This window comes from Novosphingobium sp. SG751A, assembly GCF_013149295.1.
Lineage (GTDB): Bacteria > Pseudomonadota > Alphaproteobacteria > Sphingomonadales > Sphingomonadaceae > Novosphingobium.
This window is the reverse complement of the sequence record NZ_JABGCB010000003.1, coordinates 285,900-310,577: the sequence shown is the minus strand read 5'-3', so window position 1 is coordinate 310,577 and position 24,678 is coordinate 285,900. Positions and strand designations below refer to the sequence as shown.

At 64.4% G+C, this 24,678-nt stretch carries 26 protein-coding genes; 18 read left to right on the top strand and 8 right to left on the bottom strand.

Translation table 11 applies throughout. The features are described from left to right. Positions 1–8: 8 nt before the first annotated feature. Positions 9–449, bottom strand: a complete 441-nt coding sequence (locus FHW96_RS05905) for a hypothetical protein (protein WP_253950752.1) — start codon at positions 447–449, stop codon at positions 9–11. A 195-nt stretch (positions 450–644) separates the two neighbouring features. Between FHW96_RS05905 and lptB the strand changes: the two genes are divergently transcribed. Both lptB and rpoN read left to right on the top strand, forming a co-directional pair. Then, positions 645–1,430 carry an LPS export ABC transporter ATP-binding protein gene (lptB, locus tag FHW96_RS05900; protein WP_172339593.1) on the top strand — a complete coding sequence of 262 codons (786 nt, stop codon included), beginning with the start codon at positions 645–647 and terminating at the stop codon, positions 1,428–1,430. 26 nt (positions 1,431–1,456) lie between these two features. Then, the gene (gene rpoN, locus FHW96_RS05895; RefSeq protein WP_172339592.1) at positions 1,457–2,962 is read left to right on the top strand and encodes an RNA polymerase factor sigma-54; all 1,506 of its coding nucleotides are present in this window, start codon (positions 1,457–1,459) and stop codon (positions 2,960–2,962) included. Here rpoN and FHW96_RS05890 read toward each other — a convergent pair. Further along, positions 2,959–3,615, bottom strand: a complete 657-nt coding sequence (locus tag FHW96_RS05890; RefSeq protein WP_172339591.1) for an MOSC domain-containing protein — start codon at positions 3,613–3,615, stop codon at positions 2,959–2,961. The genes rpoN and FHW96_RS05890 overlap by 4 nt on opposite strands. Before the next feature lie 198 nt (positions 3,616–3,813). Here FHW96_RS05890 and FHW96_RS05885 point away from each other — a divergent pair, with 198 nt between their 5' ends. Continuing rightward, positions 3,814–4,434, top strand: a complete 621-nt coding sequence (locus FHW96_RS05885) for an energy transducer TonB (RefSeq protein WP_172339590.1) — start codon at positions 3,814–3,816, stop codon at positions 4,432–4,434. Between the two features lie 19 nt (positions 4,435–4,453). Here the strand turns inward: FHW96_RS05885 and FHW96_RS05880 are convergent, their stop codons facing one another. Then, on the bottom strand, positions 4,454–5,062 hold the full coding sequence (locus tag FHW96_RS05880; RefSeq protein WP_172339589.1) for an HNH endonuclease: 609 nt from the start codon (positions 5,060–5,062) through the stop codon (positions 4,454–4,456). 102 nt (positions 5,063–5,164) lie between these two features. Here FHW96_RS05880 and gluQRS point away from each other — a divergent pair, with 102 nt between their 5' ends. The 5 genes from gluQRS to FHW96_RS05855 all read left to right on the top strand — a co-directional run bounded on the left by gluQRS (position 5,165) and on the right by FHW96_RS05855 (position 8,254). Continuing rightward, entirely contained in the window at positions 5,165–6,010 is an 846-nt protein-coding gene (gene gluQRS, locus FHW96_RS05875) for a tRNA glutamyl-Q(34) synthetase GluQRS (protein ID WP_172339588.1), read from the top strand. Positions 6,011–6,047: 37 nt separating this feature from the next. Beyond that, positions 6,048–6,278 carry an HIG1 domain-containing protein gene (locus FHW96_RS05870; RefSeq protein WP_172339669.1) on the top strand — a complete coding sequence of 77 codons (231 nt, stop codon included), beginning with the start codon at positions 6,048–6,050 and terminating at the stop codon, positions 6,276–6,278. Positions 6,279–6,297: 19 nt separating this feature from the next. Then, a complete protein-coding gene (locus FHW96_RS05865; protein WP_172339587.1) occupies positions 6,298–6,870 on the top strand; it encodes a cob(I)yrinic acid a,c-diamide adenosyltransferase in 573 nt (190 codons plus the stop codon). 20 nt (positions 6,871–6,890) lie between these two features. After that, positions 6,891–7,760, top strand: coding sequence for a 3-hydroxyacyl-CoA dehydrogenase NAD-binding domain-containing protein (locus FHW96_RS05860; RefSeq protein ID WP_172339586.1), 870 nt, complete (start codon positions 6,891–6,893; stop codon positions 7,758–7,760). 83 nt (positions 7,761–7,843) lie between these two features. Continuing rightward, positions 7,844–8,254: a hypothetical protein gene (locus FHW96_RS05855; protein ID WP_172339585.1), complete on the top strand. Its 411-nt coding sequence runs from the start codon at positions 7,844–7,846 to the stop codon at positions 8,252–8,254. Between the two features lie 3 nt (positions 8,255–8,257). On the opposite strand, the gene FHW96_RS05850 is transcribed toward FHW96_RS05855, so the two are convergent. After that, positions 8,258–8,452, bottom strand: coding sequence for a hypothetical protein (locus FHW96_RS05850; RefSeq protein ID WP_172339584.1), 195 nt, complete (start codon positions 8,450–8,452; stop codon positions 8,258–8,260). Positions 8,453–8,501: 49 nt separating this feature from the next. After that, the gene (mutS, locus tag FHW96_RS05845) at positions 8,502–11,072 is read right to left on the bottom strand and encodes a DNA mismatch repair protein MutS (protein ID WP_172339668.1); all 2,571 of its coding nucleotides are present in this window, start codon (positions 11,070–11,072) and stop codon (positions 8,502–8,504) included. A 149-nt stretch (positions 11,073–11,221) separates the two neighbouring features. On the opposite strand from mutS, the gene FHW96_RS05840 reads away from it, so the two are divergent. Continuing rightward, positions 11,222–13,498 carry an NADP-dependent malic enzyme gene (locus FHW96_RS05840; protein ID WP_371815640.1) on the top strand — a complete coding sequence of 759 codons (2,277 nt, stop codon included), beginning with the start codon at positions 11,222–11,224 and terminating at the stop codon, positions 13,496–13,498. Positions 13,499–13,559: 61 nt separating this feature from the next. Further along, positions 13,560–14,066, top strand: coding sequence for a GNAT family N-acetyltransferase (locus tag FHW96_RS05835; protein ID WP_172339582.1), 507 nt, complete (start codon positions 13,560–13,562; stop codon positions 14,064–14,066). Here FHW96_RS05835 and FHW96_RS26680 read toward each other — a convergent pair. From FHW96_RS26680 to FHW96_RS05820, 3 genes are all read right to left on the bottom strand, one after another. After that, positions 14,063–15,370, bottom strand: coding sequence for a GGDEF domain-containing protein (locus FHW96_RS26680; protein WP_172339581.1), 1,308 nt, complete (start codon positions 15,368–15,370; stop codon positions 14,063–14,065). The genes FHW96_RS05835 and FHW96_RS26680 overlap by 4 nt on opposite strands. 99 nt (positions 15,371–15,469) lie before the next feature. Continuing rightward, the gene (locus FHW96_RS05825) at positions 15,470–16,543 is read right to left on the bottom strand and encodes an MFS transporter (protein WP_172339580.1); all 1,074 of its coding nucleotides are present in this window, start codon (positions 16,541–16,543) and stop codon (positions 15,470–15,472) included. Between the two features lie 28 nt (positions 16,544–16,571). Continuing rightward, positions 16,572–17,342 (bottom strand): DeoR/GlpR family DNA-binding transcription regulator, encoded by a 771-nt coding sequence (locus FHW96_RS05820; protein WP_172339579.1) that lies wholly within the window; start codon positions 17,340–17,342, stop codon positions 16,572–16,574. Positions 17,343–18,494: 1,152 nt separating this feature from the next. On the opposite strand from FHW96_RS05820, the gene FHW96_RS05815 reads away from it, so the two are divergent. The 8 genes from FHW96_RS05815 (at position 18,495) to FHW96_RS05780 (ending at position 24,413) form a co-directional block, all read left to right on the top strand. Beyond that, positions 18,495–18,902 carry a cupin domain-containing protein gene (locus FHW96_RS05815; RefSeq protein ID WP_172339578.1) on the top strand — a complete coding sequence of 136 codons (408 nt, stop codon included), beginning with the start codon at positions 18,495–18,497 and terminating at the stop codon, positions 18,900–18,902. Further along, entirely contained in the window at positions 18,899–19,666 is a 768-nt protein-coding gene (locus FHW96_RS05810; protein WP_172339577.1) for a glucose 1-dehydrogenase, read from the top strand. The genes FHW96_RS05815 and FHW96_RS05810 overlap by 4 nt, the downstream gene beginning before the upstream one ends. Positions 19,667–19,734: 68 nt before the next feature. Continuing rightward, positions 19,735–20,472 carry a carboxymuconolactone decarboxylase family protein gene (locus FHW96_RS05805; RefSeq protein WP_216650791.1) on the top strand — a complete coding sequence of 246 codons (738 nt, stop codon included), beginning with the start codon at positions 19,735–19,737 and terminating at the stop codon, positions 20,470–20,472. Further along, positions 20,469–20,942 carry a cupin domain-containing protein gene (locus FHW96_RS05800; protein WP_172339575.1) on the top strand — a complete coding sequence of 158 codons (474 nt, stop codon included), beginning with the start codon at positions 20,469–20,471 and terminating at the stop codon, positions 20,940–20,942. Before FHW96_RS05805 ends, FHW96_RS05800 begins: the two co-directional genes overlap by 4 nt. A gap of 25 nt (positions 20,943–20,967) precedes the next feature. After that, entirely contained in the window at positions 20,968–21,876 is a 909-nt protein-coding gene (locus FHW96_RS05795) for a LysR family transcriptional regulator (protein ID WP_172339574.1), read from the top strand. Positions 21,877–21,921: 45 nt separating this feature from the next. After that, a complete protein-coding gene (locus FHW96_RS05790; RefSeq protein WP_172339573.1) occupies positions 21,922–22,155 on the top strand; it encodes a tautomerase family protein in 234 nt (77 codons plus the stop codon). 60 nt (positions 22,156–22,215) lie between these two features. After that, positions 22,216–23,232: a zinc-dependent alcohol dehydrogenase family protein gene (locus tag FHW96_RS05785; RefSeq protein WP_172339572.1), complete on the top strand. Its 1,017-nt coding sequence runs from the start codon at positions 22,216–22,218 to the stop codon at positions 23,230–23,232. Beyond that, a complete protein-coding gene (locus FHW96_RS05780) occupies positions 23,229–24,413 on the top strand; it encodes an arabinose transporter (protein WP_216650789.1) in 1,185 nt (394 codons plus the stop codon). The genes FHW96_RS05785 and FHW96_RS05780 overlap by 4 nt, the downstream gene beginning before the upstream one ends. Positions 24,414–24,678: the final 265 nt, after the last annotated feature.

Sequence of the window (24,678 nt, the reverse complement as noted above, 5' to 3'; positions counted from 1 at the left end):
AAGAGCAATCACCCCATCATCATCGCGACCAGCCGAAAACCGCCTGTGACGATAAAGGGCAGGCCGATGGCCGCGGCCCAGACGATCGCCCGGTCCTTGTAAAAGGCCCCCGCGCGCGCCGGATCGCCCGCCTCGGCATCGCTCAGCCTTGTCCAGCGCCGCTCCATCATCCGGCAGGCCGGGATGATCGCCCCCACCAGCACCACCAGCGCCAGCCCCGGCAGCACCGAAGCGCTGCCCTCGCGCAGGGCGGCAATGGTCACGAAGATCTGCAGGCCGGTGTAAACCAGCAAGGCATAGGCGATGTGATCGCTGATCCGCTTGCGCCAATCCAGCAAAATGCCCCCCTGTTTGCGAGGGGCCCATACATGATCCGCATGCGGGCGCGATTTATGCACCGCCGCATCGGCAAACGCATCGGCATGCGCATCAAGGCGTGCCTTGGCCATGAACCCTCTTCCCCTATCCCGGCCTGTTGGCCTTTGGCCCTATTGGCCTTTGGTATGAGTAAAACATTGATGCCCGCCGCGATCAAGCGCAATCGGCCGCGCGCCTTGGGCGTTTTGTCCCAGCCATGCATGAAACCTGCCAATCGGGCGCATCGCCCTTGCCCAATGCGGCCGCGATGCCTAAAATGGGCTCAGATGACCCAGACAATCGCCCCCGAAGCCGGCCACGCCAGCCGCCAGTCCGATCCCAATGGCTCGTTTTCCGGGCTTCAGGTCGTGTCCATCGCCAAGAGCTATGACAAGCGCGCGGTCCTGACCGACATCTCGCTGGAGGTGGCCAAGGGCGAGGTCATGGGCCTGCTCGGCCCCAATGGCGCGGGCAAAACTACGTGCTTCTATTCGATCATGGGGCTGGTGCGGCCGGATTCGGGCCGCATCCTGCTCGACGGGATCGATATTACCAATCTGCCTATGTATCGCCGCGCGATTCTGGGCCTTGGCTATCTGCCGCAGGAAACCTCGATCTTTCGCGGGCTGACGGTGGAACAGAACATCGCCACGGTGCTCGAACTGGTCGAACCCGATCCGGCGACGCGCGCGGGCGAACTGGAGCGGCTGCTGGAGGAATTCGGCCTTACGCGGCTGCGCGCCAGCCCGTCGATGGCGCTGTCAGGCGGCGAGCGGCGGCGCGCCGAAATCGCCCGCGCGCTGGCGGCCAAGCCTTCGATCATGCTGCTGGACGAGCCTTTTGCGGGCATCGATCCCTTGTCGATCGCGGATATTCGCCATCTGGTGCATGATCTGAAACAGCGCGGCATCGGCGTGCTGATCACCGACCACAATGTGCGCGAAACGCTGGAAATCTGCGACCGCGGCTGCATCATCTATGGTGGACAGGTCTTGTTCGCGGGCACCCCCGAGGCGCTGGTGGCCGATGAAAACGTGCGCCGCCTTTATCTTGGCGAGGGCTTTACGCTGTGATGCCAATGGGAGCGGCATAAAGGATTATGGCGCTGGGGCCGCGCCTCGATCTACGCCAGACGCAATCGCTGGTGATGACGCCGCAGTTGCAGCAGGCGATCAAGCTGCTCACGCTGTCCAATCTGGAAATCGAGGCGTTCATCGGCGATGCGCTGGACGCCAACCCTCTGCTCGAACTGGGCGAGGCTGCGCCCGCCGAGTCGATGGAAATCGAGGTGCGTCGCACCAGCCTTGAAAGCAGCCCCTGCGACCAACTGATCGGCGAAGGCATGGGCGGCGAGGACCGCCCTCTGGACATCAGCACCGAGACGCTGGACGTCGATCACGACACGGGGGATGCGCCTGAACGACACGAGGCCGTCTTTGAAGGTGAAGCAGTCATATCCGGTGGGGGCGAGGCCCCGGCGATGGAAGATTACGGCGCCTTTGACGAGACGCTGGCCCAGCATCTGCACGATCAGATCGGCGCGGTGGCGCGCGACGCCAAGCTGGGCTTCATCGCGCGCTTTCTGATCGATCAATTGGATGATGCGGGCTATCTGGCCGTTTCTCTGCGCGAAATCGCCATGGATCTGCAAGTCACGCCCGCCGAGGTCGAAGCCGCGCTGGCGCTGGTGCAATCGCTCGATCCCACAGGCGTCGGCGCGCGCAGCCTGTCGGAATGTATCGCTTTGCAGGCCAGGGAAGCGGACCGTTACGATCCGGCGATGGCCCGGCTGATCGACAACCTGGACATGATCGCGCGCGGCGAACTGCCCCGCCTGCGCCGGATGTGCGGCGTGGATGAGGAAGATTTCGCCGACATGCTGGCCGAATTGCGCGGTTATGATCCCAAGCCGGGGCTGCGCTATGGCGGCGGGGCGGCCGCGCCCGTGGTGCCCGACATTCTGATTTCGGCGCGCGCCGATGGCGGCTGGAATGTCGCGCTCAATCAGGCGACTCTGCCCAAGCTGATCCTCAACCGCAGCTATTATCTGGAAATGCGGGGGGCCTGTGCGGGCAAGAAAAGCGCGGCCAAAGAGGATCGCGGCTGGTTGTCGGAAAAGCTGGCCGATGCCAACTGGTTGGTCAAGGCGCTGGACCAGCGGCAAAAGACCATCCTGAAAGTGGCCAGCGAACTGGTGCGCCAACAGGAAGGCTTTTTCCGCCACGGCGTCAGCCAGTTGAAGCCGCTGACCCTGCGCGCGGTGGCCGAAACGGTGGGATTGCACGAATCCACCGTCAGCCGCGTCACCAGCAACAAATATCTGCTCTGTGATCGCGGCACGTTTGAACTCAAATATTTCTTCACCAGCGGCGTGTCCGGCGCCGATGGCGAAGGCGTTTCGGCCGAGGCGGTCAAGGCCGCGATCAAGCAATTGATCGACAATGAGGACCCCAAAAAGATCCTCTCCGACGATACGCTGGTCGATCTGCTCAAAGCCAAGGGCTTTGAACTGGCCCGGCGCACCGTGGCCAAATATCGCGAGGCGATCGGGCTTGGCTCCTCGGTGCAGCGCCGCCGCCAGAAAGCGCTGAGCGGGAAACGTTAGGCCGCCAGTTCCTCGGCCCGCTGGCGCCAGGCGTGCGCTAGTACGGGCATCGCGGCCAGATCGGGCAGCACGCCCCTGTCCGCCTTGTGCCCGCCCCCGATCAGCACATGGAACAGGCGCGACACCGGCCAGTCGGCATGGCCCCGTTCGACCAGTTCGAGCGCATCGCCGGCCTGCACCGCGCCTTCCTCGATAACGCGGTAATACCATCCCGACCGCCGGTTTTTAACGATCCGCGCGGCCAGCGGCGCATGGCCAAACCGATGCCCCAGTTTCCAGCAGGGCTGACGCCCATGGCTGACCTCGATCAGCGCGCTGCCCAGCCGGAACCGGTCGCCCAGCAGGACATTGTCTTCGGTCAGGCCCAGCGTCGAAATATTCTCGCCAAAGCCGCCCGGCGCGGCCAGCAAGGGGTGGTCGCCCAGATCGTCCTTCCAAGTGGGATAATGGTCAAAGGCATAGTGGTGGATCGCCTTGTCCGGCCCGCCATGATGCTTGCGGTCAGCCTGCTCGTCGCCCTCAATGCCCAGAAAGCCGACGCGCACGGAGCCTTCAACAGGCTGCTTGGCAATCGCGCTATGTTCGTCGGCATCACGGAAACGGACGGCGCGGCCGGTCATCACAGCAAGAATGGGGGTGGAAAAAGCGTTCATAGGCCCAGATTTGCGCGCGCCGCACCGAATCCGCAAGCGTGAAATTAGCGCTGGGACGGCATGAAATTTATGTTACGATACACCATCACCCGATCAGGTCAGCATTGACGGACGTAACAAAACAGGGTGGACCGGATCGGGTGACAGAAGGGGAGATCTGTCATGACATATACTGCACAGACAAGTCTTAAGTCCCGTATGGCCTCGCTCGGTGCGGTCGCGCTGCTCCATGTCGGCGCGGCGGTGGTGCTGGTCTCAGGCCTTGCCGCCTATCGCGTGATCGCGCCCGAGCATCATACCGACGCGGTCAATATGCCGCTGGCGCCCCTGCCCCAGCCAGAGGTCAAGCCCAGTCAGAAGGCCGATGCCAAGCCGGTTCTGGCACCCGAAACCGTGATTACCCTGCCGCTCGCCCCCATGCCGCAACTCACGGTCGATCCCATGCCCGCGCTGGGGGCCGAGATCACCCCCACCGCCACGCCGGAGCCGCGCTTCACCCCCGAACCGGCCCGCCCTCATGGCCAGCCCAAGGTCGCCAGCCCGCGCACGCGTCCAGGCGAATGGGCCAATGAGGATGATTATCCCGCGATGGAACTGCGTATGAACCATGAGGGCGTGGTGCGCTTTCAACTGTCCATCGGCAGCGACGGCCGCGTCTCCTCCTGCACCGTGGTGCAAACCAGCGGATGGCCGGGACTGGATGCGGCCACCTGCACGCTGGTGACGAAACGGGCCCGGTTCAACCCGGCGCAGGACGAAAGCGGCCAGCCGATGGCAGGCAGCTACAGCAATGCGATCCGCTGGATGATCCCGCGCTGACCAACCGCGAGCTGGGGGCCTAGGCCTCCAGCTCGACATCCCAATAGAGCCAGTCGCGCCATGTTTCGTGAAGATAATTGGGCGGAAAGGCGCGGCCCCGCTCCTGCAACTGCCAGCTTGTCGGCCGGATCGGATGGGTCAGAAGCGGCATATGCGCCTCACGCGGGGTGCGCCCGCCCTTTTTCAGATTGCAGGGCGAACAGGCCGCGACGATATTTTCCCAGCTTGTCCGCCCGCCAAGGCGGCGCGGCAGCACATGGTCAAAGGTCAATTGATGCGGATTGCCGCAATATTGGCAGGAGAACCGGTCGCGCAGGAACACGTTGAAGCGCGTGAAGGCGGGAAACTCCGAAGGCTTCACATATTGGCGCAGCGCGATCACCGAAGGCAACCGCATCGCCCAGCTTTGCGAATGCACCTCGCGCTCGTAACTGGCGATAATATCGACTCTTTCCAGAAAGACCGCCTTGATCGCGGTCTGCCATGGCCAGAGACTGAGCGGGTAATAGGAGAGCGGAGTAAAGTCCGCGTTCAGCACCAATGCCGGACAATCGCTCAAATGGCGGGAGGGATCCTCCCCGGCGCTGCGGAACCGGGCCGCGCGCTCTATCAGCTCCGCCTTGAGCATGGCTCCTGATAACAAGCGGGAATGACGGTTTGGCGACAATTCATAAGCGCAATCAACACTGACTTGCTGCCAAGGTCAAGGGGTGCCAGAGGGCAAAATGCGATGATCCGAACCCGTTTCGCCCCCAGCCCCAACGGCCTGCTGCATCTGGGCCATGCCTATGCGGCCATTGTCGCGCATGATCTGGCACGGCAACATGGCGGCGAGTTCCTGCTGCGGATTGAGGATATCGATGGCACGCGCTCGCGCCCCGAGCTGGCCGAGGCGATGATGGCCGATCTGCAATGGCTGGGCCTGAGCTGGGATGGGCCGGTGGTCTGGCAATCCTCGCGGCTGGATTCCTATGGCGCGGCGGCGGATCGGCTGCGGGCGATGGGCCTGCTCTATCCCTGCTGCTGCACCCGCGCCCAGATCGCGGCGGCGGCGACAAGTCATGGCCCGGATGGCCTGCTCTATCCCGGCACCTGTCGCGGGCGCAACATTGATTCGGCCGGGGCGGCATGGCGGCTGAATATGGCGCGCGCGGTGGAGATCGCCGGGCCGCTGGTGTGGGAGGATGCGCTGGCCGGGCCGCAGGCCGCCACGCCCGAGATCTTTGGCGACATCGTGCTTCTGCGCAAGGAGGCGCCCGCCTCCTATCATCTGGCCGCGACATTGGACGATGCCGCCGATGGCATCACGCTGGTCACGCGCGGCGCCGATCTGTTTGCGGCCAGCCATGTGCATCGCCTGCTTCAGGCCCTGCTCGACCTGCCCGTGCCGCGCTGGCATCATCATGGGCTGATTGTCGAGACCGACGGGCGCAAACTGGCCAAGCGGCGGGGCAGCCCGTCACTGGCCGACATGCGCCGCGGTGGAGCGGATGGGCGGGCACTGGCGGATGACTTGCGGCATGGTCGTTTGCCCGCTGGCCTTTCGCTGATAACGGGCATAGGCTGCGTTTCCTAAAAAAGATTGGCCATAAGAAATTGGGAGACGGGCGATGCTGAAATATATCCTCATTCCGGTGATCGTGGTGGCCATGGGCTTTGTCGTGGTCAGTCTGGCCAAGGGGATCATCGCCTTTCTGCAAACCACGCGCGACGATCTGGAAAGCGGCGGCGGCCAAGGCCCCAGCCCGATGCAGTTGAAGCAGAACGAGATGATGTTCGCCCGCATCAAATATCAGGCGCTGGCGGTGATCGTGGTGGCGGTGCTATTGGCCGCGTCTAGATAATGGCGAACAGGACATAACCTTGGTCAAGCTGAACAAGATTTACACCCGCACCGGCGACAATGGCACCACCGGGCTGGTCGATGGATCGCGCGTGGGCAAAAATGCCGCGCGAATGGAAGCCATCGGCAGCGTGGACGAGGCCAACAGCGCGCTGGGGCTGGCGGTTCTGGCGGTCGATGGCGCGCATCGGGCGGCGCTGCTGCGGATCCAGAACGATCTGTTCGATCTGGGCGCGGATCTGGCCACGCCCGGCGATGATTTTGCGCCCGGCCCGATGAGCCTGCGCATCGTGCCCGCGCAGGTGGACTGGCTGGAAAACGCCATCGACGCGGTGAATGAAGATCTCAATCCCCTCACCAGCTTCATCCTGCCCGGCGGATCGGAAGGCGCCGCGCGCACCCACATCGCCCGCGCCTCCGCGCGCCGGGCCGAACGCGCCTGCGTGGCGCTGGCTCAGGATGAGCCGGTCAATCCGGCGGCGCTGGCCTATATCAACCGTTTATCGGATTATCTGTTTGTGCTGGCGCGCGCGCTCAATAACAATGGCGCCGACGACATACTATGGGTGCCGGGCGCAAGCCGGGGAGCCTGAATACTAAGGGGTTGATGCAAATGACGACTGTTGGGGTGATCGGCGCGGGCCAGATGGGTTCGGGCATTGCGCAGACTTCTGCCGCGTTCGGCCATGAGGTTTTGCTGGCCGATGTGTCGGTGGAGCTGGCCGAAAAGGCTAAGGCCAAGATCGGCAAGGGGCTGGAACGCCTCGTCGCCAAGGAAAAGATCGCGGCGCAGGCCGCCGAGGAAACCCTGGCCCGCATCACCCCGGTGGGCGATTACGCCGCCATGGCCGATGCCGGCTTTATCATCGAGGCCGCCACCGAGCGCGAGGACATCAAGGCCCGCATCTATGAGGCGGCGGGCAAGGTGCTGGGCTCAGAGGCGATTCTGGCCAGCAACACGTCATCCATCCCCATCACCCGCATGGCGCGGCAATCGCCCGATCCGGCGCGCTTCATCGGGCTGCATTTCTTCAATCCGGTGCCGGTGATGCAACTGATCGAGATCATCCCCGGCCTTGCCACGAGCCCCGAAACGATTGCCGCCACGCGCAGTTTCGCCACAGACCTCGGCAAGACGGTGGTGCTTTCTCAGGACGAGCCGGGCTTTATTGTCAACCGCATCCTGATGCCGATGATCAACGAGGCGGTGTTCACCCTTGGCGCGGGCACGGCCAATGTGGTGGACATCGATACGGGGGCAAAGCTGGGCCTCAATCATCCGATGGGGCCGCTCGAACTGGCCGATTTCATCGGGCTGGACACATGCCTCGAAATCACCCGCATCCTTTTGAACAGCACGGGCGACAGCAAATATCGCCCCGCCCCGCTGCTGGCCAAATATGTCGAGGCGGGCTGGCTGGGCCGCAAGACGGGCCGCGGCTTTTACGATTACAGCGGCGAAACGCCTGTGCCCACGCGCTGAAACGCGCAAGGACAAGGGAACCTGAGGCCGGCCCGGCGGCTTTCCTGTTGGCAGCGTCCTTTCGGGCGCGACAGGAGAGCCCCATGGCCAGCACACCAAACCAACCCGTCCCGGAAAACCCCGTCCCGCAAATACCGACGCCCGACATTCCCCCCGCCATCGAGCCGCAGGTGCCCCCTCCGCCGCAGCCCGGCCCCGGCCTGCCCGATCTGACCGACGATCCGCCGCCCGAAACCGTCAACCGGTCTCAGGAAGACGAGCCGACGCAGGCCCAGACCTATGGCAAGGCGGCACAGCAGCTCGACAGTGAGAAATTCGTGCTGGGGGACAGCAGCAAGCCGGTCAGCGGTGATGTCGGCGACGATGTTCAGGATCTGGTCGACCACATGCGCGACATGGAGGCATCAGGCCGCATCGACATGGATGCCTATCGCGGCGAACGCAATGACGATGACGAAGAAGAATCGCTGGGCCCGGCCGCTGCGCAGGAATAGGCTTTATTTGGCCCAGGGCGAGGACGGGCTGCCGCTGGGCGAAGATTGCACCGTCGGGGCGGCATTGCTGTCGGCCGGACCGTCATGCCTGGCTTCGCTGGCCGTGAAATAGGCCGTCACCATCACCCCCGCGGCCCAGAACAAAGCCTTCCAGCGGCTGGCGAAAACGGTGGTCAGGCGGGGGCCGAAGGGAAGCATGGCGCAAGGTCTATACCGGGCTCGGTAAACCTTGCGCCGCCAAGGATGGTTAACCGATCTGGCGCTTCAGTTCATAAAGCCAGCCCAGCGCATCGCGCGGGGAAAGCGCGTCAATATCGAGCGCCGCCAGCTTTTCGCGCAAGGGGTCGCCCTTGGGCGCCTCTTCGACCACATTGGCAAAGAGCGGCAGATCGCCAAGGCCTGCGGCAATCCCCCCGGTTTCCGCCCGCCCCTTTTCCAGCTTGGCCAGCACCGATTTGGCGCGGGAAACCACCGGCCCCGGAACGCCCGCCAATCGCGCCACGGCCAGACCGAAAGAGCTTTCCGCAGGGCCGGTCGTCACTTCATGAAGGAGCACGAGATCGCCCTTCCATTCGCGCGCGCGAACATGGTGGAGCGTCAGCGCCTCGCACGTATCGGCCAGCCGCGCGAGTTCATGGTAATGCGTGGCGAACAGGCAGCGACAGCGGTTGACCCCATGCACCGCCTCGGCCACCGCCCATGCCAGCGCGAGGCCGTCATAGGTGCTGGTGCCGCGCCCCACCTCGTCGAGGATGACGAAGCTGCGCGGCGTTGCCTGTTGCAGGATGGCGGCGGTTTCGACCATTTCGACCATAAAGGTCGAACGCCCCCGCGCCAGATTGTCCGAGGCACCGACACGGCTGAACATGCGGTCGACCAAGCCGATGGTGGCCGCGCGGGCGGGCACAAAGCCGCCCGCCTGCGCCAACAGGACGATCAGCGCATTCTGGCGCAGGAATGTCGATTTACCGCCCATGTTCGGCCCGCCCAAGAGCCAGAGCCGATCGAACTGGCTGAGCGTGCAGTCATTGGCGACGAAACGCTCACCCTGCGCGCCCAGCGCGTTTTCGACCACCGGATGGCGGCCCTCGACGATGGCGAGTTCACATTTCTCACTGATCGAGGGGCGGCACCAATTGCCCTCGGCGGCGCGCTCGGCCTGCCCTGCGGCCACGTCGATGCGGGCAAGGGCGGCGGCGGTGCGGGCGATTTCATTTCGCGCGGCAATCGCGGCGGCGGTCAACTCCTCAAAATGGGCCTCCTCGGCGGCCAGAGCATGGCCCCCTGCCTCGGCAATCCGGCTCGCTTCCTCATGCAGCGCCAGCGCGTTGAAACGCATTGCGCCCGCCATGGTCTGGCGATGGGTAAAGCCGCTGTCGGGCGCCATCAACTGATCGCCAAAGCGGGCGGGCACTTCGATGAAATAGCCCAACACGCCATTATATTTGATCTTCAGCGCGGCAATGCCGGTCTGATCGCGATATTTGGCCTCAAGCTTGGAAATGGCGTCGCGGGCGTCCTTGGACGTGCTGCGCAATTCGTCAAGATCGGCATCATAACCCTCGGCAATGAAACCGCCCTGCGAGCGTTCGGTCGGCGGGGTGGCCACCAGCGCGCGCGAGAACAGGTCGATCACCCTGTCATGGCCGACCAGCGCGGGCAGCAGGGCATCAAGCATCGCAGGGCGACCTTCGACCCGCGCCAGCCGTCCGGCCAGCCGCGCCGCGCCCGCCAGTCCATCGCGCAATTGCCCCAGATCGCGCGGAGATCCGCGCCCCGCCACAACCCGCCCCAGCGCGCGCCCGGCGTCGGGCAGGCTGCGCAATTGCGCCCGCAAATCCTCGCGCAGCAGTGCGTCATCATAGAGCCATTGCACCAGTTCGAGCCGTTCCTCGATGGCCGCGCGATTCAGCAAGGGGGCCGAAAGATCCTCGGCCAATTGCCGCGCGCCGGCCCCCGTGACGCAGCGGTCCACCGCCTCGATCAGGCTGCCCGAACGGCCACCAGTCGAGGAGCGCAGAATTTCCAGACTGCCGCGCGTGGCCTCGTCCATCGCCATATGGGCCTCGCCGTGGCGGGCAACGGGGGGCAGCAGCAGCGGCAATTTGCCCCGGCCAACATGGTCGAGATAGGCCAGCAGGCCGCAGGCCGCCGCCAGCATGGGCCGCGTAAATGTGCCAAAGCCGTCGAGCGTGGCCACGCCGTGAATGCCGCAAAGGCGCTCCGCCCCGCCCTCGCTGGAAAATTCATGGGCCCCGCGCGGGATCGAATCGAAAGGCGCCTCGCCCCAATTGTCCGGCGCAATCGTCTCGCTCGCACCCAGCCGGGCCAGCGCCGCGCCCATATCGTCCGGCGCGCATTCCTCCAGCTCCATGCGGCCGGTCGAAATGTCCACCGCCGCCACACCCACCTTGTCGCGCAGCAAGCATGCCGCCGCCAGCACATTGGCCCGGCGCGGTTCGAGCAGGGCCTCCTCGGTCAAGGTTCCGGCGGTGACGAATCGCACAATGTCGCGCATCACCAGCGCCTTGTATCCGCCGCGTTTTTTGGCCTGTTCGGGGGTTTCAACCTGTTCGGCGATTGCCACGCGGCATCCGGCCTTGATCAGGCGGGCCAGATAGGATTCGGCGGCATGAACCGGCACGCCGCACATCGGGATCGGCGCCCCGCCATGTTCGCCCCGGCTGGTCAGCGCGATGTCGAGGATCTGCGACGCCTGTTTCGCATCCTCGAAAAACAGCTCGAAGAAATCACCCATGCGATAGAACAGCATACAACCATCGGCCTTATCCTTTAGACCAAGGTATTGCGTCATCATGGGCGTTGCGGCTGGGGGGGCGGATTTCTCACTCATGCTGATGGGTTAGCCGCAGAATCGATACGATGGAATGCCCCCATCCCACGCTTTCCCCTATCGCGGCGCGTTCTCTTTGGTTAGGGCAGCCTTGCAAGAAGGAGAAAGTTTCGGTGTCCGAGGAAAGCCCCGAGCAAGCCAACGTCCGGTTTACCGAGCGCGAAGCGCTGTTCTACCACAACACGATCCGTCCCGGCAAAATCGAGATCATCGCATCCAAGCCGATGGCCACGCAGCGAGACCTGAGCCTGGCCTATTCGCCCGGCGTCGCGGTTCCGGTCGAAGCCATCGCCAAGGATCCCGCCGCCGCCTATGATTACACCGCCAAGGGCAATCTGGTCGCGGTGATTTCCAACGGCACGGCCATTCTGGGCCTTGGCAATCTGGGCGCACTGGCCTCGAAGCCGGTGATGGAGGGCAAGGCGGTCCTCTTCAAGCGCTTTGCCGATGTGGATTCGATCGACATCGAGCTGAATTCCGAAGATCCCGACGCGCTGATCGAAGCCATCGCGCTGATGGAGCCCAGCTTTGGCGGGATCAACCTTGAGGATATCAAGGCCCCCGAATGTTTCGTGATCGAACAGGCCCTGCGTGAACGGATGAAGATCCCGGTCATGCATGACGACCAGCACGGCACCGCGATCATTTCCGCCGCCGGCCTCATCAACGCCTGCATGATTACCAACCGCAAGCTCGAAGACATCAAGCTGGTGGTCAATGGCGCGGGCGCAGCGGCGCTGGCCTGCACCTCGCTGATCAAGTCGATGGGCGTGCGCCACGAAAACGTGATCGTGTGCGACCGCGACGGCCCGATCTATCGCGGCCGCGAAAAGCCGGTGAACCAGTGGCAGAGCGCCCATGCGGTCGATACCGATGCGCGTTCGCTCGAAGAAGCGCTGAAGGGTGCGGATGTGTTCCTTGGCCTGTCGGCGGCGGGTGCTTTGCCTGCAGCCTATGTCAAGGAAATGGCGCCTGAGCCGATCATCTTTGCCATGGCCAACCCGGTGCCCGAAATCACCCCGCCCGAGGCCAAGGCCGCGCGCCCCGACTGCATCATCGCCACCGGCCGTTCGGATTTCCCGAATCAGGTGAACAATGTGCTGGGCTTCCCCTTCATCTTTCGCGGGGCGCTGGACGTGCGCGCCACCGCGATCAACGAAGAGATGAAGATCGCCGCTGCTCACGCCATCGCCGAACTGGCGCGTGAGCAGGTGCCCGAGGAAGTCGCGCTGGCCTATGGCAAGAACCATAGCTTTGGCCGCGATTACATCATCCCCGCCCCGTTTGACCCGCGCCTGATGGAAGTGGTGTCGATGGCGGTGGCCAAGGCCGCGATGGACAGCGGTGTTGCGCAAAAGCCGATCGAGGATTTCAACGCCTATCGTCATCAGCTCAAGGGCCGTCTCAACCCGACGACCTCGGTGCTGACCAATGTGTATGAACAGGTCAAGGCCAACCCCAAACGCGTGATCTTTGCCGAAGCCGAGAATGAGGTGGTGCTGCGCGCGGCCATCCAGTTCAAGGATTTCGGCTATGGCACGCCGGTTCTGGTGGGCCGCACGCAGGCCGTGCGCGACAAGCTGATCGAGCTGGGCGTGGGCAAGCCGGATTCCTATGAAATCCACAATGCCGCCGACAGCGAGCATGTCGCCGCCATGGGCCTGATGCTGTATGAGCGTCTGCAACGCCGCGGCTATCTGGAACGCGACATCAAGCGCATGGTCAATCAGGACCGCAACGGCTTTGCCGCCGCGCTGCTGAAAATGGGCGTGGGCGATGCGATGGTGACGGGCGCGACCCGCCCCTTTGGCCAGACCATGCGCGAAGTGCGCCATGTGCTGGACCCCAAGCCGGGCCATCTCTCGTTTGGCATCCATGTGATGGTGGGCAAGAACAACACCACCTTCCTAGCCGACACGACCTGCAACGAGCGTCCGAGTTCGGAAGAGCTGGCGGTGATCGCCAAGGAAACCGCCAATGTGGCGCGTCGTCTGGGTCATGAACCGCGCGTGGCATTCCTGTCCTTCTCGACCTTTGGCAATCCCACGGGCAAGTGGCTGGAGCCCATTCGCGGCGCCATCTCGATCCTCGATTCAGAGCCGCAGAACTTTGAATATGAGGGCGAAATGACGCCCGACGCTGCGCTCAACCCGGCGGTGATGAAGCATTATCCCTTCAGCCGCCTGACCGCGCCCGCCAATGTGCTGATCTTCCCGGGTCTGCAATCGGCCAATATCGCGGCCAAGCTGCTGCGCGAACTGGGCGGCAATACGGCCATCGGCCCGATCCAGATCGGCATGGAAAAGCCGGTGCAGATCGTGCCCATGACCGCGATTGCGCCTGATGTGCTGACGCTGGCGGTGCTGGCGGCGGCTGGTATCACCGGGTAATCCAGTCAAGGAGGCCGGCGCGGGGATCATCCTCGCGCCGGCCATCCCGGAGATGCGCCCGATGATGATCCGCGATGCGGGCCGGGATGATCTGGCCGCGATTCTGGCGATCTATAACCATGCCGTCCTGCACACCACGGCGGTGTGGAACGAAACGCCGGGCACCATCGAAGAACGCCACCTCTGGTTCGATGCCAAGCATCAGCGCGGCTTTCCGGTGCTGGTGGCGGTTGCGGATGATGCGGTGCTGGGCTTTGCCTCCTATGGCGATTTTCGGCCCTTTCCGGGCTATTCGCAAACTGTCGAACATTCGATCTATGTCGCCCCGCCCGCGCATCGGCGCGGGATCGGGCGGGCCTTGCTCAATGCGCTGATCGCACGGGCAAAGGAGGCCGGATTTCACGCCATGGTCGCCGGGATCGACGCCAGCAACACCGGCTCCATTGCCCTGCATCAGGCCATGGGCTTTGCGCAGGTCGGGCATATGCCGCAGGTCGGGCATAAATTCGGGCGCTGGCTCGATCTGGTCTTTATGCAGAAATTGCTGTCGGACGCGCCCACCCCCTAGGCCGGGCAGGCCGTCCATTCCACCCGGTTTCGCCCCAAAGCCTTGGCCTGATACATCGCCGCATCCGCGCTGCCCATCAGGCCCTCACAGCTCTTGCTGGTTTCCGGATAGGTGGCCACGCCAAAAGAGGCGGAAATCGGAACATGATGCAGGCTGGACAGCGCCTCGATCCGCCCCCGGCATTGCTCGGCCTTGGCCAGCGCCTGATCGAGCGAGCAGTCAGGCAGGATCAGCACCAGTTCCTCGCCGCCATAGCGGCACGCCAGATCCGATGAACGCAGATTGCCCTGAATCACATGGGCCACATCGCTGAGCACCGCATCACCCTTGGCATGGCCATAGCTGTCGTTCAAAGCCTTGAAATTATCGAGGTCGATCATCACCAGACTGAGATGGGACTGGGTGCGCTGGGCCAGCCGCTGGAGCCGGTCGAGCGTTTCATCCAGATAACCCCGATTATACAGGCCCGTCAGCGGATCGCGCAGTGATTGATGGCGCAGGGTTTCGCGCAATTGAATATTGGACAGGGCCAGCGATATCGATTCGGCAATCGCCCGCCCGATCCTTTCGGCATGGCGCAATTTGACGCAGCCCTCCTGCCCCTCGCCGATAAATTTGATCAGGCCGAACACGCTGCCGCGCGCCTGCATCGGAAATTCCAGCGTGACCGTGTCGCCTGTATGATGGCTGCAACAGACCGAGCCATGGAGCGGATCGTTCAAATGGCTGCGCCCGCGTTTCAGGGCCCAGCAATTGTTGGGCGCCAGCGTTGGCGAAGGTTCGCAGCCCTGCGGCAGGTTCCATGCACCATTCAGTTCGAGCTGATCGCCCGCCTGATTGAAAATATACAGCGCCGTGCCAAGGTCGGGCAGGATCTGCTGCGTGGTGACCTGAAGGACGGCGGTGGCGTCCTCATAGCTGTCGGCGCTTTGCAGCATATCGGTCAGGTTGAACAATTCGTCGGCCTGATGACGCGCCTCCTGCGCCTGTTCCAGCGTGTCCAGCGAGGCCATGATGCGCCGACGGCTGAATACGATCAGGCCCAGCAGCAGCGCGATGGCCGCGATCGTCACGAAGCGCGAGATCAGCAGGTCGGCCGGGGCAATTATCGGGCTCATGCCATGGCGGTCCAGCTCGTAAAGCACCGTCATCAGCGAGAGCAGCAACAGGCCCAGCAACGTGTCGCAAAGCGTCATGTCCTTGCGCCCTGCCCCCATGCCGCCCCGCAGACGATCAAGCCAGGCGGAAGCCCCCGTCACGTCGCGCGATCCACCATCGGGGGATTGGTCAAAATATGCGGTCACAGCGCACCACCCTTTTTCCGAGCGCGGCGTGTGCCACAAATTGATGTAGAATCCTCTTCGACATAACCCTATTGAATCAAGGACATTGCCTAGGGGGATTTACGCGGAGGCCCTCCCCCTCGCCACCAGCCCCGAACAAAGCGGCACAAGGCACACCAGCCCGGCCAGCATGACAAAGGACATGGAAAGACCGGCATATTTGGCCACCAGCCCAATCGCCGCCGGCCCCAGCAGCACGCCAGCATAGCCGGTGGTGGAAATCGAAGCGATAGCCAGCGCGGCGGGCATCTGGTTCTGGGATGCGGCCTGGCGGAACAGGACCGGCACGATATTGGCCGCCCCCAACCCGATCAGCACAAACCCCGTCCATGCCACCGCCGCCACCGGCGCGCCGGTCAGCACGCCAAAGCCCGCCACCGCCATGATCCCTCCCCACAGCAGCGCCGCCCGATCACCGATCCGCACCGTCAGCACATCGCCCGTCAACCGCCCCAGCGTCATGGCAATGGCAAAGAACATATAGCCGAACCCGGCCCGCTTCACATCGACCAGCCCGCCCTCGGTCAGCAACAGCACGATGCCATGCGGCAGCGCGAAATGCGGGCCGTCCTCCGCCGCCCGCGTGCGCAACAGGCGCGGCGCGGCCATCATCAGCGCCAGCGCCATCAGCAAGGACCCCAGCAAGGCCCCGGTCAGCGCGCTGCCCCCCAGCGAAAGCAACAGCGCCATCATCAGCGATCCGGCAAAGCCGCCGATGCTGAACAAGGCATGGAAGCCCGACATCAGCGGACGTCCGGCGTGTTTTTCCACCTCGACCGCATGGATGTTCATCGCCACATCCAGCGACCCCAGCGAAGCCCCAAACACCAGCAGCGCCGCCCCGAGCGTCGCCACCGTGGGCAACACCGCCAGCAAAGGCAGCACCGCGCAAAGCCCAAAGCCGCTGAACAGAATGACCGGGCGCGTGCCGAACCGGCTGCTGAGCGCCCCTGTGGCCAGCATCGCCAGCACCGACCCCGCGCCAAGGCAGAGCAGCAGCGCCCCCAGCCCCCCTTCATCCACCCCCAGCCGCAATTTGGCAAAGGGCACCATCGGCGCCCAGCAGGCGATCCCGAAACCGGCGACCAGAAAGGACAGGCGCGTGGCAAACCGCGCCGCAGGGCTGTCAGACATGTCAGACACGGGGGGGAAACTCCGAATATCAGATGGGCGCGCGGGCGAGGATGGCCCTTTGCCCGATTTGCGCCATCAGGGCGGGCGCCAGCACGGCGGCGTCCGGTTCGAGCACCAGATGCGTGATCCGGTCGAGCGGCGCGATGCGGAAATGGGTGCGGCTCTCCAGCTTGTCGCTGGTCGCCATAACCACACTGTGGCGGCTGGCTTCGATGGCGGCGCGTTTGAAGGCCGCGTCATCGGCGTAAAAGGCGGCGATGCCCTCCTCGCCCGATACGGCGCAGGCGCCCAGAAAAGCCCGGTCGATGTTGAATTGCCCCAGCGCCTGCACCGCGCCCGCATCGACGCAGCCACCCACCTGCGCGTCCACCTTGCCGCCGATCATATAGGTGGCGATGGTGCCGCGCGCCTGAAGCGCCCCGGCGATCACCACCGAATTGGTCACCACCGAGATGCCATCGGGCAGCAAGGGGACCAGCGCCAGATTGGTGCTGCCGCTGTCGATAAAGATCATCTCGCCCGGTTCGATCAGCCCCACGGCGGCGGCGGCCAACGCGTGCTTGCGCTCATCGCTCTGGCCAATGCGCTGGTTGATCGGGGTTGATGGGGCCGATAGCGGCAGTGCGCCGCCATAGACCCTGCGGCACCGCCCTTCGGCGGCAAGGTTGCGCAGGTCGCGCCGGATCACATCCTCGGAAACATCGAATTCGGCGGCCAGCACATTGGCCACCACCGCCTGTCCGTCATCGAGTCGGCGGGCGATCACCTCGCGGCGGCCAAGGGGCAGGTTGTTGTCCATGAACGATCCATGCGATGCACGATTTCGCTTGTAAATACACATTTATGCACGTTTTATGAAATTTATAGACCGAGCATGCAAAAACCGCCCCAACTCGGCGGAGTTGAGGCGGCCTGTAACACGTCGATTTAGAAGGAAATCAGCCCTTACGCCGATAACGGAAATACCAGACTTTGAGGTATGAATCTATTTAATAAACTGATTATAAATAAATTTATTGGAAAAAATTAACAAGGAATTTTGCAAAAGTAATCACGGAGCAATCACGAGAATTGCGTGATTATCGCATCATGGCGCAGTTTTGACGGCCAGATCGCCACCACTCGGCCTCGTGGCGGGCGCTTGCGCCCCAAAAGGCGACATTCCGAGCTCGTGATCGGGACGGAGAAACCGGCCTTACATTCACGCTGGCGGCAGCGCTGCCGAATGCCCGGGTCTGGGACAAACCCGCCGGTCGGCGCCCCTACTGAGATCGTCCGGTTACGCCCCAGAAATGGACGCTCTGGCCGAAACCGGTAGCGGCGTAATTTGGTCGGCTGCTTCCGGTTCGTCGTTATGGGAATTGCCGCTGACAGAGCCGACGCTCAGCGCCCCGGATTGGGGCGTCGGAACCAGTCGTTCGTTCACCGTTGCCGCGCGGCTCATGAATGACGAGGGCTGGGACATTTCCGCCAGTGGCCGCCGCTGCTCGGAGTGTCTGACTATGCCGAAAGCGGTCATTCGCCTAAGGGCAGTGATGGCGGCGGGTTTGGTCAACAGCCACGCCAGGGCCACCTGCAAGCACGCGATGCCGCGTTGCTCTCCGCCAAACTACCGACGGCCTCGGCCACCGCGCTGTTATGTTGCCCAGTCTGGTCATATATCTGCTGGGCGAAAGCATCGCTTTGCGAACGTGTGGTGTCGCTGGCCTGCCAGTCGCGCGTCAGGCACCCGTGCGCCATCGGGCTCCCGCACCGCAGCTCGCCCGGACCGTCGCCAAGGTATGATCCGTTAGCCCTTCTTGAATTTTATTCAACGCGCCGTTGGGCCTTTCTCATGGCCCCGAAAGCACTGTTCGAGCGTACATGTCCATATCCCCGTCGGCGGGCACGCGGCCCTATCCGTTGCCCCTGACCTTCCCGTCCCAGAGATCGGGACCATTGTGAGGAATGTATGGAACTGAAACGCGCAGGTAGCCAGCCTTCGATGAAAGGCCCCGAGGACTGGTTCACCGGGACCGTCCGTATCGATCCGCTCAACGCTCCGCCCGCCCCGGCGCGCGTGTCCTGCGCTGCGGTCACCTTCGAGCCGGGCGCGCGTAGCGCTTGGCACACCCATCCGCTGGGCCAGACGCTGATCGTGACCGCCGGTTGTGGCTGGACCCAGTGCGAGGGGGAGCAGAAGGTCGAGATCCGCGCCGGTGATGTCATCTGGTGCCCGCCCGGCCACAAGCACTGGCACGGCGCGATCGCCACCACCGCCATGACCCATATCGCCGTTCAGGAAGCGCTCGACGGCGTTAATGTGGTGTGGATGGAGAAGGTGAGCGACGAGGACTATCTCTCGGAGTTGCAGGCATGAGCGTGTCCTATGATTTCACCGGGCAGGTGGCGCTGGTGACCGGCGGTGCCTCGGGCATGGGGCTGGCCACGGCCAAGGCCTTTGCGCAGGCAGGGACCGCCGTGGCGATCGTCGACCGCAACGTGGCGGCAGCACAGGCCGAGGCCGCGAAACTTGTCGCAGCCGGGCACCGCGCCATCGGCATCGGTTGCGATGTGTCCGATGAAGCGCAGGCCGCCGCCGCTGTTGCGCAGACAGTCGCTGCCTTCGGGCGCCTCGACATGGCGTTCAACAACGCGGGCATTCAGGTGCCGCCGACCGACGCCGCCGACGAAACGGCCGAGGATTTCGACCGCGTCAACGGCGTCAACCTGCGCGGCGTCTGGACCTTCATGAAGCATGAGCTGAAGGTCATGCGCCAGCAGGGCAGCGGCGCCATCGTCAATTGCTCGTCGCTGGGTGGCCTAGTCGGCTTGCCGGAACGCGCCGCCTATCATGCCAGCAAGCACGGCGTCATCGGTCTGACCAAGAGTGCCGCGCTGGAATATGCCCCGCGCGGGGTGCGGATCAACGCGATCTGCCCCGGCGTCATCAACACGCCGATGGTGGCCGACATGCTGGAAACCCAGAAGGAAGCCATGGACGAGTTCCTCAAGCTGCAACCCATCGGCCGCCTTGGTCTGGCTGAGGAAATCGCCGCCAGCGTGCTGTGGCTGTGCAGCCCGGGCGCCAGCTTTGTCGTGGGTGTGGCGCTGCCGGTCGACGGCGGCTTCACCACGCATTGAGCCGCGTGATGCGTCGCGCGCGGGCCTTGGGCCGTCTCTCCCTTCTCGTCCTTGCAGGATGTGCCAGTATGACCGAAGTTCACGCCCAGACCCCGCTGGACGCAGCGCGCCCCGTCACCCGCGAGCAGGTGCGCTCGGTCGCCCCCGCGCTCGACCACTATGCGCAAGAGCGGCTGGAGGGCACCGTGTGGAAGCGCCCCGGCCTCTCCACCCGTGACCGTTGCCTCGTCACCATCGCCGCGCTGGTCGCGCGCGGGCAGAGTTTTGCGCTGGGCTATTACACCGAGAAGGCGCTCGACAACGGGGTGAAACCCGCTGAGATTTCCGAGACAATCACCCATCTGGCCTATTATGTGGGCTGGCCCAATGCGATGGCGGCCATTGCGCCGGTGGGCGATGTGTTCGCCCGGCACCACATCGGGGCGGATCAACTGCCCGCCATCGCGCCATCGCTCCTGCCGATAGACGAAAAGGCCGAGGCCGCCCGCGCCAAGCTGGCGGGTGACAGCTTTGCAGCAACGGCGCCCGGGCTAGTGGACTACACCACCGACTATCTGTTCAAGGACCTGTGGCTGCGCCCCGATCTGGCCCCGAGCGACCGCAGCCTGATCACCATGGCGGCGCTGATTGCCGCCGGGCAGACGGCGCAGATCCCCTACCACCTCAACCGCGCGATGGACAACGGCCTGACCGAAACACAGGCCGCCGAGGTCATCACCCATCTGGCCTTCTATGCCGGTTGGCCCAATGCCATGTCGGCCTTGCCCGTCGCCAAGGACGTGTTTGCCAAGAGGCATGGGCAATGAAGGTGCTGCTCGCCTTGGCCGCGCTGGTCGCCACGCCAGCGTGGGCGCAGACCGCCCATTTGGAGGTCTTTCGCGCGGGCTCCCGCCCTGCCGTGGCAGGTCCGGCGGAGCGTTTCACCGGCAAGGTCACCGTTCAGCCGGTGTTCGATCCCCATGCGCCCAGCACGGCCTCGGCCGGTACGGTCACCTTCCAGCCCGGCGCGCACAGCGCCTGGCATCGCCACCCCAAGGGCCAGTATCTGATCGTCCTGTCCGGCGTGGGCTGGACGCAGGAGGAAGGCCAGCCCATCGTCGAGATCCGCCCCGGCGATGTTGTCTGGTGCCCGCCGGGCGTCAAGCACTGGCATGGCGCCTCGGCGACCACCGGGCTGGTGCAGCTTTCCGTGCAGGAAGCGGTGGACGGCAAGAATGTCGAATGGCTGGAAAAGGTCAGCGATGCCGATTACGCCAAGGGGCTGGGGGTAAAGTGAGTGCCCCGCCCCACAGGATAGCGCCATGAAGTTCAACCGATCGGACATCGCCAATCTGGGCTATTTCTTGGCGATCGAGCGCCATCGCAACTTCCGTCTGGCGGGGCTGGAGCTGGGGATCAGCACCTCGGCGCTCAGCCATGCGATGCGCGGGCTGGAGGAGCGCCTCGGCGTGCGCCTGCTCAACCGCACCAATCGCAGCGTGACGCTGACCGTGGCGGGCGAGGAATTGCTGGCCAACATCGCCGAGCCTTTCGCGCGGATCGACAATGCGGTCGATGTGCTCAACCGTTTCCGCGCCTCGCCCACGGGGCGCATCCGGCTCAATGTGCTCGATCAGGCGGCGACGCATCTGCTGGCGCCGGTGATGCCGGTGTTTCTCGACCGTTATCCCGATGTCGAGATCGACCTTGCCGTCACCAACAGTCTGGTCGATGTCGTCGATGGCGGCTTTGATGCTGGCATCCGCTATGGTGGCACTGTGCCCGAAGACATGATCGCCCAGCGGCTGTCCGCCGACATCCGCTGGGTGGTGGCCGGATCGCCCGCCTATCTCGAACGCTTCGGCGTGCCCAACCACCCGGAAGATTTGCTCTCCCACCGTTGCATCCAGATCAAGCTGGGTGATGAACGCATCTACCGCTGGGACTTCGACCGGGGCGCGGAAACGCTGGAACTGGCCGTGCCGGGCGCGATCACCATCGACGATGGCGAGACCGCCATCGCCATGGCCCGCCACGGCACGGCGCTGATCTACGCCGCGCAGCCAGGCATCGCCGATCTGGTGGCGCGCGGCGAACTGCGGATCGTGCTGGACGACTGGGCCTCGATGGGCCCGGGCATGCACATCTATTACCCCAGTCGCAGGCAGCTGCCCGTGCCGCTGCGCCTGCTCATCGACCTCATCCGCGAATTGACGCCGCTGGGCCTGTAAGTCCAGCGCAAGCGCTTTGCGGCAACCGACAGTGAAAGGCCTCTGATGCCCCATGTCATAGTGAAAATGGTTTCAGCCAAGAGCCCCGAGCAACTGCGATGCCTCACCGATCTCATTGTGCGTGACGTGACCGATGTGCTGGGGGTGGATGAGGCGCTGGTCTCGGTGGCGGTCGAAGAGATCGCCCCTGATGCCTGGATGGACACGGTCTACACGCCCGACATTGCGGGCAAGCCGGCAACCCTGACCAAACAACCCGGCTACGGGCCCGACGCCTGACCCCTTCTTCGTCATTCTCGCAGCATTCCATCGATGCCGCCAGCCAGACAGGAGACTTCCATGCTGGGCACCATGCTCTACGGCCCCAATGACATCCGCTTCGAGGATGTCGCGCAGCCCACCATTCTGCACCCCACCGATGCGGTGATCCGCGTGACAGCGGCCTGCGTGTGCGGATCGGACCTGTGGCCCTATCGCGGCCTCCAGCCCCACGATGCGCCGATGCCGATGGGCCATGAATATTGCGGTATCGTCGAGGAAGTCGGCAACGCGGTCAAGACGATCCGCCCCGGCCAGTTCGTCATCGGCTCCTTCTTCGCTTCGGACAACACCTGTCCTCACTGCCAGCACGGCTACCAGAGTTCGTGCGAGAACCGAGAGTTCGTCGGCGGGGCGCAGGCGCCGATGCTGCGCGTGCCACTGGCCGATGGCACGCTTGTCGCCACGCCTGAAACCCCCTCCGCCGACCTCATTCCCAGCCTGCTGGCCGTCTCCGATGTGATGGGCACGGGCTGGTTCGCCGCCGATGCCGCCAATGTCCAGCCCGGTGCCACCGCCGTGGTGGTGGGCGATGGCGCGGTGGGGCTGCTCGCCGTGCTCTCGGCCAAATTGATGGGTGCTGAGCGGATCATCGCCATGAGTCGCCATCCCGACCGGCAGGCTATCGCTCGGCAACTGGGCGCGACGGACATCGTCGAGGAGCGTGGGCAGGACGGCATTGCCCGCATCCGAGACCTCACCAAGGGCGTCGGCGCCGACAGCGTGCTGGAATGCGTGGGCACGGCCCAATCGATGGATCAGGCGCTCAAGGTGGTACGGCCGGGCGGTTTTACCTCCTTTGTGGGCGTGCCGCATGGGGTGGAGCTGCGCGGCGAGGAGCTGTTCTTCTACCATGTCCATCTGCATGGCGGCCCGGCTCCGGTGCGGCGCTTCCTGCCCGACCTCATCGCCAAGGTCTGGGACAAGCAGATCAACCCCGGCCTGGTGTTCGATCTCGACCTGCCACTGGCGCAGGTGGCCGAAGCCTATCGCGCCATGGATGAGCGGCGCGCGATCAAGGCAATCCTGCGCCCGTGAGCCAAGCACCTGCCCGCCACCCGCTAGCGCCGGCCTTTCCGGTGATGGCCGCCGTCTTCGTCGGCTATCTGGTGGTGGGCATGGCGCTGCCGGTTTTGCCGCTGCATGTGCATGACGATCTGGGCTTTGGCCCCTTTGTCGTCGGGCTGGTCTCGGGCGGGCAGTTTCTGGCCGCGCTGGCCTCGCGCCTGTGGGCCGGACATCTGGCCGACACGCGAGGCAGCCGCCATGCGGTCCTGGTGGGGCTGTGCGCGGCCATCGGCGGGGGGGGATGCTACCTCCTCTCCCTGCTCTTCCCCCAACAGCCGGTGCTGGCGGTGTCGGTGATCCTGATCGGGCGCATCCTGCTGGGCGGGGCGGAAAGCCTCATCATCACCGGCGGGATCAGCTGGGCGCTGGCGTTGTTGCCGGCCAACATGGCGGGCAAGGCCATCGCCTGGGTCGGCATGGCGATGTTCGCGGCCATGGCCGTGGGCTCGCCGGTGGGAGATCTCGTCTATCGCCATGCCGGATTTAGCGGGATCGCTGTATCAGCACTGCTCTTGCCAGCGATGGCGGCCGCGCTGGTCTGGCGTGAGCCTGCCCTGGTGCCCAAGGCCCGGCCGCAAGGGTCCGTCCGAGCCGTTTTGGGCGCCGTGATCCTGCCGGGGATCGCCTTTGCCCTCTCGGGCATCACCTTTGGCGCTGTCACCTCCTTCCTCACGCTTTATTTCGCGCAGGCGGGATGGACCCATGGCGCGCTGGCCTTCACCGGCTTTGCCGCCGCGCTGATCCTGGTGCGCTTCCTGTGGGGCGATCTGCCCGACCGGATGGGGGGCGCGCAGACCGCACTGGTCTGCATGGTCGTCCAGACAGCCGGGCTGCTGATGATCGCGCTGGCCGGACAGGGATGGGTTGCGATCGCCGGGGCCGGGCTGTGCGGGGGTGGCTTCTCGCTCATCTTCCCCGGTCTGGGGCGCGAGGCGGTGCGCCGCGCGCCCGAGGACAGCAAGGGCATGGCAATGGGTGTCTACAATGCCTTTCTCGATGTCACCCTGGGTCTTGGAAGTCCGGCGCTGGGCGCCTTGGCGGGCTTGGCCGGATTGCGCAGCGTGTTCATCGCCAGCGCCGTGACCACCGTGCTGGCCGTGCCGGTGGTCGCGCTGATGCTGCCGAGCAAGGTTTCAGCCACGCGGAGCTGACCGTCAGGGCACAGTCGAGGTACGATAGCGCAGGGCAGCCACGATCACGCGTGGCGCTGGCAGGGTCTGACGCCGGCTTGGGTTGTACAGGTGATAGCCTTCCGAGGGCGGGCACCAATCCTCCAGCAAGCGAGCCAACCGGCCACCCGTTGCCCCCCCACGGCCAGACGATCAGGCCACTTCTTGACGACGTGAATGACCGGCAAGCTATCGGCGAAGATAATCGGGACGACGTACGGCAGATTTGTCAGCGGTCACGATTGCC